We start from the raw sequence: 15,760 nt of genomic DNA on the forward strand, positions 1-15,760 counted from the left end.
CCCAAGGGCTGCCCGGGCGCCAAAGGGCGGCGCCCAGCGTACTGTCCCTTGACTCCGGTATTTATATGAGCGGTCGGTCACTAAGGCGGGCCGGTAAGATGGGGCACGGGTTATGCAGAGACTATGACGTTTATCTTGAATTGATGAGGAGTACATCACAAAGGATCTGTAGTCTGGTAGTTGTTATGTCGAAGAAATTTTAAGGATGGAATTTTCTACATATAGCAGAAAAAGTGTCCTTTGGGCATAGAAAATATTTGAGACGAAAAGTATTGTTGAGCTATTTTTCTATATATATGCATAAAAGTGGGGCGTGGGTGTAGAAATTGGTGAGTACTGATTTTTTATTTTCTATATATATGACAAAAACTTGGCTGTGGGCGTAGAAAATTTGGCGCTCAAAAATTTTGGAGGCAAAATCTTTCTACATATATCAGAAAAAGTACCCGATGGGCATAGAAAATGGGACGATATGTTGAAGAGAGCCGCCTTGGCGACTCAAAGTGAGTCAAAGTGAAACGTCCCCGGTGACTCAAAAGGAGTCAAAGAGAACCGTCCCCGTTGACTCCCGGTGCATGATATCTTTTGTTAAGAAAGCAAATAAAACATATGTAGAATGGAGAATCTGATGGATTTTTTTTCTTTTGGGAAGAAAAAGAATGAAGGTTATGCTATCAAGGAGACCAAAGAGTCTGCTTCAGGGCTAATAACAGCTATGACCACATCAAATAAATGGGGTGAAGACTTTAGGCTGATGTGCAGATCTAAAGAGCAGATTTCTTATGCGCTGAGATGTCTTGATTATCTTGATAATATGCCTTTTGAAGTAGAGCAGAGACTCTGCAAATATCTTGTAAGGTATTATAAGGATTTTGAGCAGTTTTTAGATGATGAACAGAAAGCTGATATGGGAATGGTAAACGAAGATTCTGTTTTAAAGCTTATCAGGATAGGGTCTGTGATAGTTGATGACCATTGCCGACAGGATAGGATTGAGTTCCATATAGAAGGTGGATGCAAATGGGAAGTTGAGCACGGACTTGAGATCACCATATCTGATGGAAAGATACTGTATGTAGGTGCATTTGAAGACTATGGTCCTAACACAAGCAGATTGGCGCATATAATCGAGAAGTATGGATATTATGATCCGGAAAAAGACATGAACATTAACTATGTGGATAAGGAAGAATGAAACGTCCCCACTGACTCAAAATGAGACAAAATGAAACGTCCCCGGTGACTCAAAATGAGACAAAGTGAAACGTCCCCGGTGACTCATTACAAAAGGGTGCAAATTCCGTGTGATTAATATATAATAACTCACAGATTATCAATAATATTGCTAGGAGGATAGCATGTCGAGTGTAAGTCTTAAAACCATCATTGAAAAAATGAAGCTCGAGAACCTGACACCTGAGATCGATGCCAAGAAGATCAGGATCACTCAGCCGGATATCAACAGACCGGCGCTGCAGCTGGCAGGATATTTCGAGCACTTCGAAGCCACAAGACTTCAGGTAATTGGTTTCGTTGAGTACACCTATATGGAGAATTTTCCTGAGAAAGATAAGGAGAAGATGTACAGGGAGTTCTTATCCTTTGACATCCCGGCAGTAGTTTTCTGTAGAGAGCTTGCTCCGGATCCTCTTTTTGTAAAGATAGCTCTTGAAGAGAGAGTACCCGTACTTATTACCAAGAAATCAACATCTGCATTCATGGCAGAGATCATCAGATGGCTCAATGTTAAGCTTGCTCCATGCATTTCAATCCATGGTGTTTTGGTGGATGTCTTTGGTGTCGGCGTTCTTATCACAGGTGAGAGCGGAATCGGTAAATCAGAGACAGCCATCGAGCTGATAAAGAGAGGACATCGTCTTGTATCCGATGACGTTGTCGAGATCAGAAGAGTAAGTGAAGAGACCCTCATCGGTTCAGCACCCGACATCACCAAGCACTTCATCGAGATGCGCGGTGTCGGAATCATTGATGTAAAGACCCTTTACGGTGTATCAAGTGTAAAGGAGACCCAGAACATCGATCTTGTGATCAAGCTTGAGGACTGGGATAAAGACAAAGAGTACGACAGGCTCGGCCTTGAAGAGGAGTACACAGAGTACCTCGGAAACAAGGTTGTCTGCCACAGGATTCCTATCCGTCCCGGCAGAAACCTGGCTGTCATCTGTGAGTCGGCAGCGGTTAACCACAGACAGAAGGCAATGGGCTACAACGCAGCTCAGGAGCTTTACAACAGAGTACAGAACTCCCTGGCCAGAAGAAGGTCAGAGGATGACGACGACGAATGATAAACCCTATTAAAAAATCGGAGGAATAAAAATGGCAAGATACGTATTTGGCGCAGACGTTGGAGGAACAACAGTTAAGATCGGACTTCTTACAGAGACCGGTGAAAAGGTGGATTTCTGGGAGATCCCCACAAGAACGGAGGACCACGGAATCAATATCATTCCCGATATCGCAGAGTCCATCAGAGCTAAGATGAAAGAGAAGAACATCGAGGACACACAGGTTGTAGGTGCAGGTGTCGGCGTACCCGGCGCAGTTAATTCTGATGGTATGTGCCACCAGGCAGTTAACCTCGGATGGGAGAAGGTAAACGTTGTAAACGAGCTTCACTCAAAGCTCAAACTCCCTGTTAAGGCAGGTAACGATGCTAACGTTGCAGCTCTCGGCGAAGCCTGGAAGGGCGGCGGACAGGGCTATCCCAACATGCTCCTTGTTACTCTCGGAACCGGTGTCGGCGGCGGAATCATCGTTGACGGCAAGATCTTAAACGGTGCCAAGGGATCGGGCGGAGAGATCGGACACCTTCATCTTGTAGATGATGAGCCTGAGACCTGCGGATGCGGAAATCACGGATGCTTTGAGATGTATGCCAGCGCAACAGGCGCAGTAAGACTTGCCAAGAGACTCCTTGCTTCCACTACAGAGGACAGCGTTCTTCGCGGCAAAGATTTCGAGTGCAGAGACATCTTCGATGCCGCCAAGTCAGGCGACGCTCTTGCCAAGAAGGCTGCTGAGCAGTACGGCTACTACCTCGGAAAGGGTATCGCAGCAGTTGCTTCAGTTACAAACCCTGAGATCATCGTTCTCGGCGGCGGCGTTTCAAAGGCCGGCGACATGCTCTTTGACCTTCTTATGCCAAGCTTCAAGAAGTACGTATTCCCCGGTTGTGCAGATGCCAAGTTCGCACTTGCCAAGCTTGGAAATGACGCAGGTGTATTCGGAGCAGCCAAGCTCGTTATCGACTGATCTTGTTGAGGACATATAGTGAACACAGAAGTAATAGAAGCTTTAAGTCAGATTGTTTCAAAAGAAAATACATTAATAAATGAACCTATGAGCAGGCACACTACATTTCGATGTGGTGGGCCTGCCACCTTATTTTTGCGCCCACAGTCCGAGGAAGAACTCATAAAGGCTATCGCCCTGTTAAAAGACAAATCGGCACCCTTTATGCTCCTTGGCAACGGCAGTAATCTCCTGGTTTCCGACAAGGGCTATGACGGAGTTGTCATAAGTCTTGAAAGCCTCTCGGAGATAAGCCTTGAGGGCGATACAGCCATCCGCGCACAGGCCGGCGCACTAAATTCCAGGATAGCTTCTTTTGCCAAAGAAAACGCACTTGCAGGCTTTGAGTTTGCTGCCGGAATTCCCGGAACCATAGGCGGAGCCATGATCATGAACGCCGGCGCTTACGGCGGAGAGATGAAGCAGATCACAGTGTCCGTAAGAGCCATTACTCCTACCGGAGAGGTAAAAGAGCTGCCGGCAGAAACCTGCGATTTTGGCTACAGGACCAGTGCATTAAAGAGAGAAGGCTACGTTGTTCTCTCAGCTCTTTTGCAGTTAAAAAAGGGTGATGAAAAAGAGATAACAGACCTTATGACGGAACTGGCACTTAAGAGAAAAGAAAAGCAGCCCCTGGAGTACCCAAGCGCAGGCTCAACATTCAAGAGACCTGAAGGCTACTTTGCCGGCAAACTCATAGAGGATGCGGGCCTTAGGGGATTTAGCGTTGGAGATGCAGCAGTATCCGAGAAGCACTGCGGTTTTGTCATCAACAAGGGACAGGCCACGGCTGCAGATATATACGCGCTTATAAAAGAAGTGCAAAAGAGAGTACTTGAGGACTCGGGCGTTGGCCTTGAGCCGGAAGTTATCCTGGTTGGAGACTTTGAATAAAGAGGTATTGAAAGGACCGGAAAAATGAGATTTGTAATTGTAACAGGTATGAGCGGCGGAGGAAAAGCCACTGCTATAAATATGCTTGAAGACGCAGGATTCTACTGCGTTGACAACCTTCCGGTATCTCTTATTGGAAAGTTCACGGAGCTTATTTCTGCTCCCAACAGCGAGATAACAAAAGTTGTTCTTGGCGTTGATGCAAGAGCCGGTCAGAGCTTTGAGGGCGTGACCGGAATCATAGATTCCATGAGGGAAAGAGGAATTCCTGTTGAGATCCTCTTTATGGATGCTTCAGACCAGGTGCTCATAAAAAGATACAAAGAGACCAGAAGGATCCATCCAATGAACGCAGCCGGAGACAGGCTCGAGGACGGAATTGCCAAGGAGAGAGAAGTCCTTGCGGAGATCAAGAAGAAGGCTGATTATGTCATCGACTCTTCAAACCTTCTTACCAGAGAGCTCAAGAAGGAGCTGGATAGGATCTTTGTTGAGAACAAGGAGTACAACTCCCTGATGGTCAACGTTATGAGCTTTGGATTTAAGCATGGAATCCCTACTGATGCAGACCTTGTTTTTGACGTAAGGTTCCTGCCAAATCCTTATTACATCGATGAGCTCAAGCACCTGACAGGTAACGATAAGCCTGTTCAGGACTACGTTAAGAGCTTCCCTGCCTGCGGCGAATTTGTGGACAAGCTCGTAGATATGCTTAACTTCCTTATCCCGGGATATGTTCAGGAGGGCAAGTATCAGCTGGTGGTAGCTATTGGCTGCACCGGCGGTCAGCACAGAAGTGTTACCATCGCCAATGAGGTTTACGAGAGACTAAAGGCATCCGGCGGTAACTACGGACTTAATCTGTCTCATAGGGACGTTAAACAGGCAAGGTGAGATATGTCTTTTTCCTCGGAGGTAAAAGAGGAACTCTCAAAGCGCATTGCATCATCCAGGCATTGTCAGCTGGCTGAAATCTCGGCCATCGTTACCTGCATAGGCCATGTGGAAGCCGATAATGCAGGAAATACGGTGCTTTATCTGCAGGCGGATAACGCACAGGTGCTTAGAAAGTTCTTTACATTATTAAAAAAAGCATTTAATATAGTTACTAGCATTTTAGAGGGGATTCCCGATGTTAAGGCAGGAGGCCGAATCTACCGCCCTGTCCTTGATTCAGAGCATGATGTGGAATCCGTTTTAATGGCGATCAGGCTGATGGATCAGAATGGAAACCTGAAAGAAACAGGTGCTAAAGTGAGCGAGATGGTCACCAGAAATTCCTGCTGCAAGAGGGCATTTCTGAGGGACGCATTCTTGTGCATCGGCTCTATCAGCGACCCCAATAAAGGGTATCATCTGGAGTATGTATGCAGCACTCCGGAGTTGGCGCAGCAACTGGCTGACATGACCCTGAGCTTTGACATTGAGGCCAGGATAGTACAGCGCAAGAAGTACTACGTTCTCTATATTAAAGAGGGATCCGGAATCGTGGATCTTCTGAATATAATGGAGGCGCCGGTCAGTCTGATGAATCTTGAGAACCTAAGGATTCTCAAGGAGATGAGGAACTCCATCAACAGGAAGGTAAACTGTGAGGTGGCCAATATCACCAAGACAGTTAATGCTGCTACCAAGCAGGTAGAAGATATAACCTATATCAGAGACCACTATGGTTTTAGTAAACTTCAGGAAGGACTTAAGGAAATGGCAGAGGTCAGACTTGAGCATCCTGATGCAACGTTGTTGGAACTTGGTAAATTTCTCGACCCGCCCGTGGGTAAGTCAGGAGTTAACCACAGGCTTCGCAAGCTCTCAGAGCTGGCGGACAAGTTGAGATCTTAAGGAGGATATTATGATCACAAAATCTATCGAAATTAAGCTCCCAAGAGGACTTGAGGCAAGACCTGTTGCGGAACTTGTACAGCTTGCAAGTAAGTATGACAGCACTGTTCACATCGAGGCTCAGTCCAAGAAAGTGAATGCAAAGAGCATCATGGGAATGATGACACTAAGCCTGTCTTCCGGTGAGGAGGTTACGGTTATTGCAGAGGGAAGTGATGAGGAGTCTGCAGTTGCAGATCTTGAGAAGTTCCTTCAGGGATCACAGAAATAATCCTATAAATAAAAAAAGCCCTATAAAAGGGAGGATGCCAGGTAAGCTTCCTTACCTGGCATATTATGAAAAAGTTTTTGTTTGGTATTGTCTTAACTCATCTGACAATATTATATTAACAAGCTAATGTGTCTAAAAGATGATTTGAAGTAACTATTCTTTTAATTAATTGTTAACAAATTGTAAACGTCAAAGATCGCGCATACGTGCCGATTGTTTGACGTTTTTTTAATAGATATTTCACAATTAACCGTTGGGAAAACGTTCGAAATAGTGATAAAATTATTGTGAGTACGCATATCTATATTTGGCTTCGTTTTGTTTGATTGTGCCATCAATTTTGAGGATAGCATGAATAATAAACTTAAATCATGGGTAGGTTGGTTTGTTATCGTCATATGCGTCGGTCTAAACCTGCTGGGAAGGACTATAGCCTCGGGCTATGAAATTCCTTTCTGGTTTGATTCGATTGGAACAATCCTTGCTGCAGTTGTACTGGGACCTATTGCCGGTGCAGTCTGTGGTTTGCTTCTTAATGCCATCATATCCTTTGCGGATCCGGTATCTTTGCCGTACATGGCTGTGTCAATAGCCATCGGCGTCTGCGTAGGAGTCTTTTATCCCAGAAGAAAAAGAAATGTCTTCAAGGCCATATCCACCATGGTTATGACCGGAATTCTCTCTGCAGTCATATCAACTCCTCTTAACATCATCATTTATGACGGAAAGACCGGAAATGCCTGGGGAGACAGCTTTATGGACATGCTCTCCAGCGATATTCAGGTCCAGGCTCTCAACTCATTTTTGGGCGAAGCCTTTGTTGATATTCCGGATAAAGTGGTGAGCTTTATCATAGCCTTTTGCCTCATGAAGCTGATAGGTCTTGTGAGCAAAAGTCACAGAACGGCAGCTAAAGCCTTTGGCGCATTACTTGCTCTGTCAGTGACAGCTCCCCTTATGCTTTATCCTGTTAAGTCAAGCGCTGCTGACTTTGGGTCTGAATATGCGGGAACTATATATGACACAGAGAGTGGACTTGAGTCGGTTGAGATAAATGCCATTGCCCAGACAAAGGACGGCTACATGTGGGTAGGATCATACTCCGGCTTGTACAGATACGACGGCTACAGGTTCAGGTCTTTTGCCATAGACGAGAGAATCAAGAACGTTATAGTACTGTTTGTGGATTCCAAGGGAAGACTCTGGATAGGAACCAACGACAGTGGTGTCGGATGCTACGATGTTGACACGGGAGAAATTGAATTCTTCGATACGGGAAGAGGTCTTGCTTCCGATGCTATAAGAGCAATCTGCGAGGATTCTGAAGGAAATATCTATGTGGCAACCATCAAGCAGCTCTGCAAGATAGACCAAAAAGGCGAGATAGAAGTCTTTATGGCAAAGAGCTTTTACGGTGTCAGCAAGCTGAGCTCCAGCGGAGATACCGTGGCCGGCGTTAGAAGTGACGGAAGCCTTATGATCTTCAGGGATAAGAAGATAATCTATGTCCTTGCGGGAAACTACACGGATATAACAAAAGAAGATGAAGGCAATTATATAATAGGAAATAGCAGCAACATGACAGGAAGGCTTTATATCAAGGATGGTATGACGGACATCATGTCCAAGCACCTTGCCGGAAAGCTTACCTACTTCAATGACATTCTTTATTCCAAGACCTTTAAAGGGTATTTCATAGCCTGCGAGAACGGTCTGGGATTTATATCGGATACAGGTGTTGTGACGGATCTTTCCACCTCCGACTTCAACACATCCATTGTTGATATATACGTTGATTATCAGGACAACGTATGGTTTGCTTCAAGTAAACAGGGCATCAAGAAGTTCTCCTGGAATCCTTTTGAGGATATCTATGCCAAAGCACATCTTGAGAACGAGGTTGTTAACAGCGTTCTTGTAAAAGACGGAGTTCTCTATGCCGGAACCGGCTCAGGCCTTAAGACCATAGATCTTAAGACCTTCTATTCCGTGCCCATTCCTCATCCTGAGGTTTTAAGAGATGTCCGCATAAGGTGTGTCATGAGCGATAGCGATGACAACATATGGTTCAGTACCTATGGACCGGGCGGACTTGTGGTGATGCATCCTGACAAGACCATAAATACCTATACCCGCAAGTATGACGGAACTGAAGGCGAAAAGTTCAGGAGTACCTTTGAACTCTCGGACGGAACAATTGTGGCAGTCTCATCAACCTGCCTTAACTTCATCAAAAACGAGAGGATCTTCAAAAAACTCGGTGAAGATGACGGCATAACAACTCAGGTGCTGTGCATGGTTGAGGACGCTGACGGAACCATATACGCAGGCTCCGACGGCGGAGGAATATTTGTCATAAAAAACTTCAAAGTGGTGGATACCATTGGGGCAGAGGACGGCCTTAAGTCACAGGTTGTCATGAAGATCACACCTTGCAGAGGCGGATACCTCTATGTGACCAGTAACGCCATTTACTACAACAACGGCGCTGAGATAAAGCCGCTGAATTCCTTCCCTTACAGCAATAACTACGACGTATTTATAGATGAAAACAAGAAGGCATGGGTACTCTCCAGCGCCGGTATATTTGTGCTAGACGAGAGGGACCTTCTGGCAAATAAAGCAAACAAATACATGCTTCTTAACAGAACAAGGGGACTTAGCACTTCTATTACAGCAAACGGGTTCTATTCGCTCAAAGGAGACAATCTCTACCTTCCATGTACCGACGGTGTAAGAAAAGTCTCCACTTCAGACTATGACTCTTTTAACAACAAGTATCAGATCAGGGTTTCGGAGATACTTGCCGGAGAAGAGCCGATAGAGCCGGTAAACGGCATTTACAGAATTCCTGCGATGTCAGGACGTATTGTCTTTGATGTTGCGGTGATGAACTATGCTCTTTCCAATCCGCTTCTCCATATTTTCCTGGAGGGCACTGAGGACGAGGGTGTCACCTGCTATCAGAGAAACATGCAGTCCCTGACCTATACAAACCTCCCGTACGGCAATTACAGGCTTCATGTGCAGGTTCTTGATACAGCCGGCAAGCACGTTATCAGAGAAGAGATATTCCCGGTGGTCAAAGAATCCCAGCTCTACGAGCGAGAGTATTTCAGGATCTATCTGTTTGTGGTAAGCTTTTTACTGGTTGCTTACATCGGCTGGGCAATAGCATCACTGGTACAGGATATGAACAGCATCCAGCGTCTTGAGCAGGAAGCATCCAAGGATCCTCTGACAGGTCTTTTGAATAAGAGGGGATCGACTGAGGCTCTCAAGGACGTACTTGGTAAGCGTAATGGTATTCTGGCTATTCTTGACCTTGACAGCTTCAAGCCGGTAAATGATATCTACGGACACGATATGGGTGACCGTATGCTGATCGACCTTGCCGAGATCCTAAGGCACAGCGCCGATTCCAAAGATGTGCTCTGCAGAATCGGAGGAGACGAATTCCTGGCTTTCTATGCGGATACAACTCCGAATGAGATGGAGATAAAGACAAAGTTCCTCAACGAAGCAATCCTGGAGTCGGCAAGGAAGCACATGGGCGATGACATGAGCATTCCTCTGGGCGTTTCTGTCGGTGGTGTATCTGTTCCTGTCGGAAGTCAGACTGAGTATGATGAGCTCTTCAGAAGAGCGGACAGAGCGCTTTATTCCGTCAAGAACGCAGGCAAGCACGGCTGCAAGCTCTACGAAGAGATCGTGGCAATGGTTGGGGATGATTCGAATATAACCGGCATCTCGGAGCTTAAGGCAATTCTTGGAGAGAGAGGCAAGTCCGATAAGCCATATCGCGTCGAGCGCGAGCGTATGCAGGATATTTACAGGCTTCTTGTCAGATACGGCGACAATGAAATCCTCAATTCCGCGCTGGTGCACTTTACCATCCTTGGTCCTGAAGGGGCTCAGGTAACTCCCGAGATCATGGAGCTGTTCCTTGATACTCTCATGGAAAACCTGCGCAACGTTGACGTTTACGGCAACGACAGTGGCAACAGAGTCATTGTGCTCCTCTCTGATGTCAGTCAGGAGATCGCCGGCAAGATAGCCGACAGAATGATAAATAAGTGGAACGATAATTCGAAGAACGAAGGATTTAAAGTAACTTACGAGAAGGAGATGCTTTAAGATTGCTTAAGACCATAGCATTTGTCCTAGGGGGAGATGGCCCTGAGGATGAGAGTTTTAAGGAGGCTGTAAAAGAGACTGCAGCCTACATACAAGAAAATGGATACAGCGTTTACGTGGCAGATGGAAAGGATCCGCTGCCACTTTCCATGTCCGAAAATCGGCAGGAGATGCTGGTTTTGACAGATGACCCTCTTTTGGCAAAAGAGCTGTCGGAGGAAGGGTACTTCTGCGTTGGGCTATTACATGAGGGTGAAGCCGGGAAGTCTTTTCCGGGACTTAAATATGTCTTTTCCGATATAGAAGAAGTTGATATCGACTCATTCGTAAAGGTCTATCAGAGGTACGCAGGCGAGCCCTGGACAGTGCTTGAGACTGACAGGCTCATTATCCGTGAGACCACGGTCAGAGACGTAGATGAATTCTACAAGATCTACAGCGACCCTGAGATGACGCGATATATGGAGGGGCTCTTCGATGACCCTGAAGATGAAAAAAGATATCAGAAGGATTACATTGAGAAGGTCTATGGCCTCTTGGGCTTTGGCGTGTGGACTCTTGTCAGAAAGGAAGATGACCGCGTTATAGGCAGGGCAGGGTATTCCGTAAGAAACGGCTTTGATGAGCCGGAGCTGGGCTTTCTTGTTGGAAAAGAGTTCCAGAGACAGGGCTACTGCATGGAAGCTCTAAAAGCCATCATGGAATATGGTAGAAATGTCCTCCAGTTTGATAAGGTGCAGACTCTTGTCAAAGCTGAGAATGCAGTATCCATCCACATTTGCGAGAGACTTGGCTTTAAAAAGACAGAGGATGTGGACGTTGAGGAGAACATCTACGGCGACGGTTACAACGACGGAAAAAGAGTTTCTCTCAGTGAATCCAGGCTCGGCAAGTATGTGAGAATGATATTTTTATGGTAATTTTTAGCTTAATCCTGTAAGATATAGCTGTAAACGTAGAAAAATGGACAAAGAATAATTAATGGTAGGAGAAAATGAGCTCACTGGAAGTATTTAGTCTAATCGCAGGCCTGGTCGGTGGCCTTGCAATGTTCCTTTACGGAATGAATGTAATGAGTGGCGGACTCACAAAAGCCGCAGGAGGCAAGCTCGAGAGCGTGCTTGCAAAAGTGACTGAGCACAAGGTAATCGCATACCTCTTTGGTGTGGGCGTTACGGCGCTGGTTCAGTCTTCATCAGCATCTACCGTCATGGTAGTTGGTCTTGTTAATTCGGGGATAATGACTCTTAAGCAGGCAGTTAATGTTATTCTGGGTGCCAATCTCGGTACAACCTTTACTGCATGGCTTCTTTCATTAAACGCAATCAGCAGTGAAAACTTTATAATCAATCTGTTAAAGCCCAAGTCCTTTACGCCCTTCCTGGCGCTTATCGGTATTGCGCTTTACATGTTTTCCAAGAATGATAAGAAGAAAAATATCGGAACAATTCTTCTTGGTTTCTCGGTTCTTATGTTTGGAATGAGCACCATGTCAGACGCTGTTTCACCTCTTAAGGATGTAGACGGCTTCAAGAGAGTACTTACAAGCTTCAGTAATCCCATCATCGGATTCCTTGTTGGTATCCTCTTCACCATGACCATCCAGTCTTCAGCCGGAACCATCGGTGTACTGCAGGCGTTATCACTTTCCGTCAAGGTCAAGTACAGCATGGCTATCCCTGTTGTAGTTGGTGCGGAAGTAGGTACCTGTATCACAGCTATTCTCTCATCTCTTGGCGCTAACAAGAACGGTAAGAGAACAGCTCTTATGCATCTGTACTTTAACCTTATCAAGGCAACAACCTTTATGATCCTGTTCTATCTGATACATTCCATCGTGAACTTCGCGTTCATGGACAATGATATCGGAATGGTAGGAATCGCCGGAATCCACACACTGGTCAACCTTGTGGCAACTCCGCTTATGCTGCCTTTCTCAAATCTTCTTGTAAACATGGCCCTGAAGACCATCCCTATCGACGAGAAGGAAAAGAAGGAGCAGGAGGAGCAGGAAGGTATCCGCACACTGGATCCCCGCTTCCTTTCAAACCCGCCCTTTGCTCTTGAGCAGGCAAGGATTGCAGCAATTGCCATGGCTAACATGTGCAAGGATGCTCTTTACGAGGCTATCGGACTTATTGATAACTTTGAGGAAGAGAAGGCTCAGAATGTCGATTACCTTGAGAGAAAGGTCGATACCTACGAGGATCAGCTGGGAACATACCTTATGCAGATCAACGCTCATCACCTCGGTGTAAAAGACTCGCATACTCTGTCAGTTCTTTTGCACTGCATCACAGACTACGAGCGTATCAGTGACCATGCCCTCAACATCATGCAGAAGGCCAGGGGCATGAGCGAGTCTAAGAGAGAATTTACGCCAAAGGCACAGTCCGAGATGGAGATCTTCTCCAATGCGGTAAAAGAGATCGTTGACCTCTCCGTCAGAGCTTTCGAGGCTCAGGATGTTGACCTTGCCAAGATGATCGAACCCCTTGAGGAGACCATTGACGGCATCAACATGGAGGTTAAGAGAAGACATATCAGGAGACTCAGAAAAGGTAAGTGCACCATCGAGCAGGGCTTTGACCTCACGGATATTAGCACGGACTTTGAGCGTATCGCCGATCACTGCAGTAATATCGCAGTTGGTCTTATTGAGGTTGATGAGGACGCTTACGATGCTCACGAGTACATCGAGCACCTCAAGGCCGACAAGGGCGAAGAATTCGAGAAGGCAGTCGACTTCTATCAGAGAAAGTATCTGCTTCCTTCAGTTAAGTACTAAGAAATATTTACCGGGGATAATTGTGTTATGAACATCAGAAAGCTGAACAGGCTTGATACACTTATAGAGAAACAAAGACAGGCAGGCGCACTTCAGGGCGCCAAGATAATCGTTGAGCACAAGGGAAAAAGAGTTTACGAAAACCACTACGAGCCCGACAGGGAGGACAGCATCTACAAGATCTTCAGCATGACCAAGCCCGTAACGGCCATGGCTGCCATGATCCTGTATGAGAGAGGCGACCTTGATCTTATGAGCAAGGTGTCTGACTACCTTCCGGCGTATGAGAGTGTTAACGTGGTTTCTGCCGAAGGTATCAGAAAGGCAGTAAACCCCATTACTGTAAAAGATCTTTTAAACATGACCTCAGGTATCGTGATGCCGGGAGAGTTCGGTGAAGCCGAAAGACTCATGGCCAAGATCGTAAAAGAGGCCAGAGCCCAGAGGGAATCGGGGATATTAAAGAGTAACGTCGATATCTGCAACAAGCTGGCAGAGGCAGGAGTTGCCTTTGAGCCCGGCGAGTACTTCAGATACGGATATTCTGCGGACATCTTAGGTGGCATCATCGAGGTTGTCACAGGCAAGAAGTTATCTGAGTTTTTCAAGAAAGAAATCTTCACTCCTCTTAACATGGAGGATACAGGCTTTAAGATCGACGAGGGAAAAGAGTTCAGGGCAGCAGTCCTTTACAGAAGAGATAAAAAGGGCAAGGTTGTAAGAGCCGAGGATGACGTAAGAAGACGCCTTCAGATGGAGAATCCGAGTAAGGATCCGTGGTTTGAGAGAGGCGGAGCAGGTCTTTATTCCACAGCTGCAGACTACGCGCACTTCGCACAGATGCTTCTCAACAAGGGAGCATACCACGGCAAGGAGCTCATCGGCAGAAGAACCTTTGAGTTCATGACATCGCCTCAGCTTAATCCCCAGCAGCTCAGTACTTTGGATTTCGAATCCTGCAAGGGATGCAATTATGGCAATATGTTCAGGATCCTCACAGATCCGGCTACTGCCTGCTCAAACGGAAGCGTTGGAGAGTTTGGCTGGGACGGACTGGGCGGAACATACTTCTTTGTTGACCCTGAGGAAGAACTGATATTTATATACATGCAGCAGATTGAGGGAGGCTGTGACTTCAGCTTCATAAGAGGACTCAAGCAAATAGTTTACGGTGCATGTTAACGGAGTAAGTAATGGAATTTGAATATATAGAAAAGAAAGAGCAGGGCAGGTTCATCAACCGCTATGACGTTCATTACAAGATGGTGGACGGAAACGAGAAGGTCTACGAGATGATAAGCAGAAACCCTGATCTTAAGACCTTTGAAGACCTTCAGAACCGCAAGGAGGATGCAGTTGCCATCATCATGCATGATGAGTCCGGCGAGAAGATCCTCATTAACAGAGAATTCAGAATGGCCACAGGAAGATGGGTCTACAACTTCCCAGCAGGCCTTATCGATCCCGGAGAGACTCCGGAACAGGCAGCAAAGAGAGAGCTCAAGGAAGAGACAGGCCTTGATATCTTAAGGATAGACCAGTGGTGGGGACCGTGCTACAGCGCCATCGGTTTTTCAAATGAGAGAAATGCCTGCTGCGTAGGTGTGGCAGGAGGGTCTTTTTCCGAGAGCACATCCTTCCAGGAGGAGATTGAGCCCCGCTGGTACACAAAGAGTGAGGTAAAAGAGCTGCTGGCTACAGAGCCGTTTGCAGTAAGAACACAGGCATATTGCTATTGTTGGATCAATGGGTAAAGAGATGGGCAGTTCAGGCGGAATCTACCGCGCCAAGGACAAGAGTCGCGGTGAAGAACTCAAGAGAGGAATATCGGGCCTAAACATTTGCGAGGAATGCGGAGGTTTTTGCACCGAGAGCGTGCCCCTTATCGAGGGGCTTCCTGTCAATGCCCAGGTGAGCCTGATGGAGCACTCGATCCATGAGAACCTCAAGAAGAACAGCTACCTGTTCAGAGAGGGCGAACCTGTTGATTCAATATGTATAATCCGAAAGGGAAGGGTCAAGCTCTGCAGATATGACTCTCTGGGAAGAGAGCAGATAGTAACTATTCTTGCAGATCACGACATCATCTGGGAAGGCATGTTCCTTGACGGCAGTATCTATCCCTATTCTGCTGTATGCCTCACCAACGCTTCCATCTGTCAGATACACAGGGATGATTTCATCAAAGTTGTCAATGATCCCCACGCAGCCATGAACACCATAATACTTCTTAGCAAGAAGCTGCATGATGCCAATGAGAGGAACATGCTTCTTTCAACTAAGGACCCGATGGCAAGGCTGGCGGGATTTCTTTTATACAGAGTCGACAGAAGTATCGACGACGATGTTATTTTAAAGCTCGATGATATCGCAGCCAGCGTAAGTCTTCGTACCGAGACCGTCTCCAGGAAGCTTCGCGAAATGGAGAGGGAAGGCCTTATTGAGAGGCTCGGGCACGCAAGGATCAGAGTGCTGGATCGCGATGGACTTAAGGAGATATACGTTTCTCAGTAAGG

General features: G+C 46.4%; 13 protein-coding genes. All 13 read left to right on the plus strand.

What is annotated here, in order from left to right:
- Window positions 1-628: 628 nt before the first annotated feature.
- The 13 genes from G632_RS0105200 to G632_RS0105260 all read left to right on the plus strand — a co-directional run bounded on the left by G632_RS0105200 (window position 629) and on the right by G632_RS0105260 (window position 15,758).
- Entirely contained in the window at window positions 629-1,195 is a 567-nt protein-coding gene (locus G632_RS0105200; RefSeq protein WP_022767968.1) for a DUF6985 domain-containing protein, read from the plus strand.
- A 163-nt stretch (window positions 1,196-1,358) separates the two neighbouring features.
- Window positions 1,359-2,306 carry an HPr(Ser) kinase/phosphatase gene (gene hprK, locus G632_RS0105205; protein ID WP_022767969.1) on the plus strand — a complete coding sequence of 316 codons (948 nt, stop codon included), beginning with the start codon at window positions 1,359-1,361 and terminating at the stop codon, window positions 2,304-2,306.
- A gap of 31 nt (window positions 2,307-2,337) precedes the next feature.
- A complete protein-coding gene (locus tag G632_RS0105210) occupies window positions 2,338-3,273 on the plus strand; it encodes an ROK family glucokinase (RefSeq protein ID WP_022767970.1) in 936 nt (311 codons plus the stop codon).
- 18 nt (window positions 3,274-3,291) lie between these two features.
- The gene (gene murB / locus G632_RS0105215; protein ID WP_022767971.1) at window positions 3,292-4,206 is read left to right on the plus strand and encodes a UDP-N-acetylmuramate dehydrogenase; all 915 of its coding nucleotides are present in this window, start codon (window positions 3,292-3,294) and stop codon (window positions 4,204-4,206) included.
- Window positions 4,207-4,230: 24 nt separating this feature from the next.
- Window positions 4,231-5,100, plus strand: a complete 870-nt coding sequence (gene rapZ / locus G632_RS0105220) for an RNase adapter RapZ (RefSeq protein WP_022767972.1) — start codon at window positions 4,231-4,233, stop codon at window positions 5,098-5,100.
- A 3-nt stretch (window positions 5,101-5,103) separates the two neighbouring features.
- Entirely contained in the window at window positions 5,104-6,048 is a 945-nt protein-coding gene (gene whiA, locus G632_RS0105225; RefSeq protein ID WP_022767973.1) for a DNA-binding protein WhiA, read from the plus strand.
- Between the two features lie 10 nt (window positions 6,049-6,058).
- On the plus strand, window positions 6,059-6,319 hold the full coding sequence (locus tag G632_RS0105230) for an HPr family phosphocarrier protein (RefSeq protein ID WP_022767974.1): 261 nt from the start codon (window positions 6,059-6,061) through the stop codon (window positions 6,317-6,319).
- A gap of 351 nt (window positions 6,320-6,670) precedes the next feature.
- Window positions 6,671-10,456, plus strand: a complete 3,786-nt coding sequence (locus G632_RS0105235; protein ID WP_022767975.1) for a diguanylate cyclase domain-containing protein — start codon at window positions 6,671-6,673, stop codon at window positions 10,454-10,456.
- Window positions 10,457-10,458: 2 nt separating this feature from the next.
- A complete protein-coding gene (locus tag G632_RS0105240; RefSeq protein WP_022767976.1) occupies window positions 10,459-11,376 on the plus strand; it encodes a GNAT family N-acetyltransferase in 918 nt (305 codons plus the stop codon).
- Window positions 11,377-11,450: 74 nt separating this feature from the next.
- Window positions 11,451-13,244 carry a Na/Pi cotransporter family protein gene (locus G632_RS0105245; protein WP_022767977.1) on the plus strand — a complete coding sequence of 598 codons (1,794 nt, stop codon included), beginning with the start codon at window positions 11,451-11,453 and terminating at the stop codon, window positions 13,242-13,244.
- A gap of 27 nt (window positions 13,245-13,271) precedes the next feature.
- Window positions 13,272-14,426 carry a serine hydrolase domain-containing protein gene (locus tag G632_RS18905; RefSeq protein ID WP_022767978.1) on the plus strand — a complete coding sequence of 385 codons (1,155 nt, stop codon included), beginning with the start codon at window positions 13,272-13,274 and terminating at the stop codon, window positions 14,424-14,426.
- Window positions 14,427-14,437: 11 nt separating this feature from the next.
- The gene (locus G632_RS0105255; RefSeq protein ID WP_022767979.1) at window positions 14,438-14,998 is read left to right on the plus strand and encodes an NUDIX hydrolase; all 561 of its coding nucleotides are present in this window, start codon (window positions 14,438-14,440) and stop codon (window positions 14,996-14,998) included.
- Entirely contained in the window at window positions 14,991-15,758 is a 768-nt protein-coding gene (locus G632_RS0105260; protein WP_026522381.1) for a Crp/Fnr family transcriptional regulator, read from the plus strand. Before G632_RS0105255 ends, G632_RS0105260 begins: the two co-directional genes overlap by 8 nt.
- Window positions 15,759-15,760: the final 2 nt, after the last annotated feature.

The organism is Butyrivibrio sp. NC2007 (assembly GCF_000421405.1).
GTDB lineage: Bacteria > Bacillota > Clostridia > Lachnospirales > Lachnospiraceae > Butyrivibrio.

Coding starts and splice junctions, on each gene's coding strand:
- G632_RS0105200 (WP_022767968.1), top strand. CDS start 629: ATGGATTTTTTTTCTTTTGGGAAGAAAAAGAATGAAGGTTATGCTATC.
- hprK (WP_022767969.1), top strand. CDS start 1,359: ATGTCGAGTGTAAGTCTTAAAACCATCATTGAAAAAATGAAGCTCGAG.
- G632_RS0105210 (WP_022767970.1), top strand. CDS start 2,338: ATGGCAAGATACGTATTTGGCGCAGACGTTGGAGGAACAACAGTTAAG.
- rapZ (WP_022767972.1), top strand. CDS start 4,231: ATGAGATTTGTAATTGTAACAGGTATGAGCGGCGGAGGAAAAGCCACT.
- whiA (WP_022767973.1), top strand. CDS start 5,104: ATGTCTTTTTCCTCGGAGGTAAAAGAGGAACTCTCAAAGCGCATTGCA.
- G632_RS0105230 (WP_022767974.1), top strand. CDS start 6,059: ATGATCACAAAATCTATCGAAATTAAGCTCCCAAGAGGACTTGAGGCA.
- G632_RS0105235 (WP_022767975.1), top strand. CDS start 6,671: ATGAATAATAAACTTAAATCATGGGTAGGTTGGTTTGTTATCGTCATA.
- G632_RS0105245 (WP_022767977.1), top strand. CDS start 11,451: ATGAGCTCACTGGAAGTATTTAGTCTAATCGCAGGCCTGGTCGGTGGC.
- G632_RS18905 (WP_022767978.1), top strand. CDS start 13,272: ATGAACATCAGAAAGCTGAACAGGCTTGATACACTTATAGAGAAACAA.
- G632_RS0105255 (WP_022767979.1), top strand. CDS start 14,438: ATGGAATTTGAATATATAGAAAAGAAAGAGCAGGGCAGGTTCATCAAC.
- G632_RS0105260 (WP_026522381.1), top strand. CDS start 14,991: ATGGGTAAAGAGATGGGCAGTTCAGGCGGAATCTACCGCGCCAAGGAC.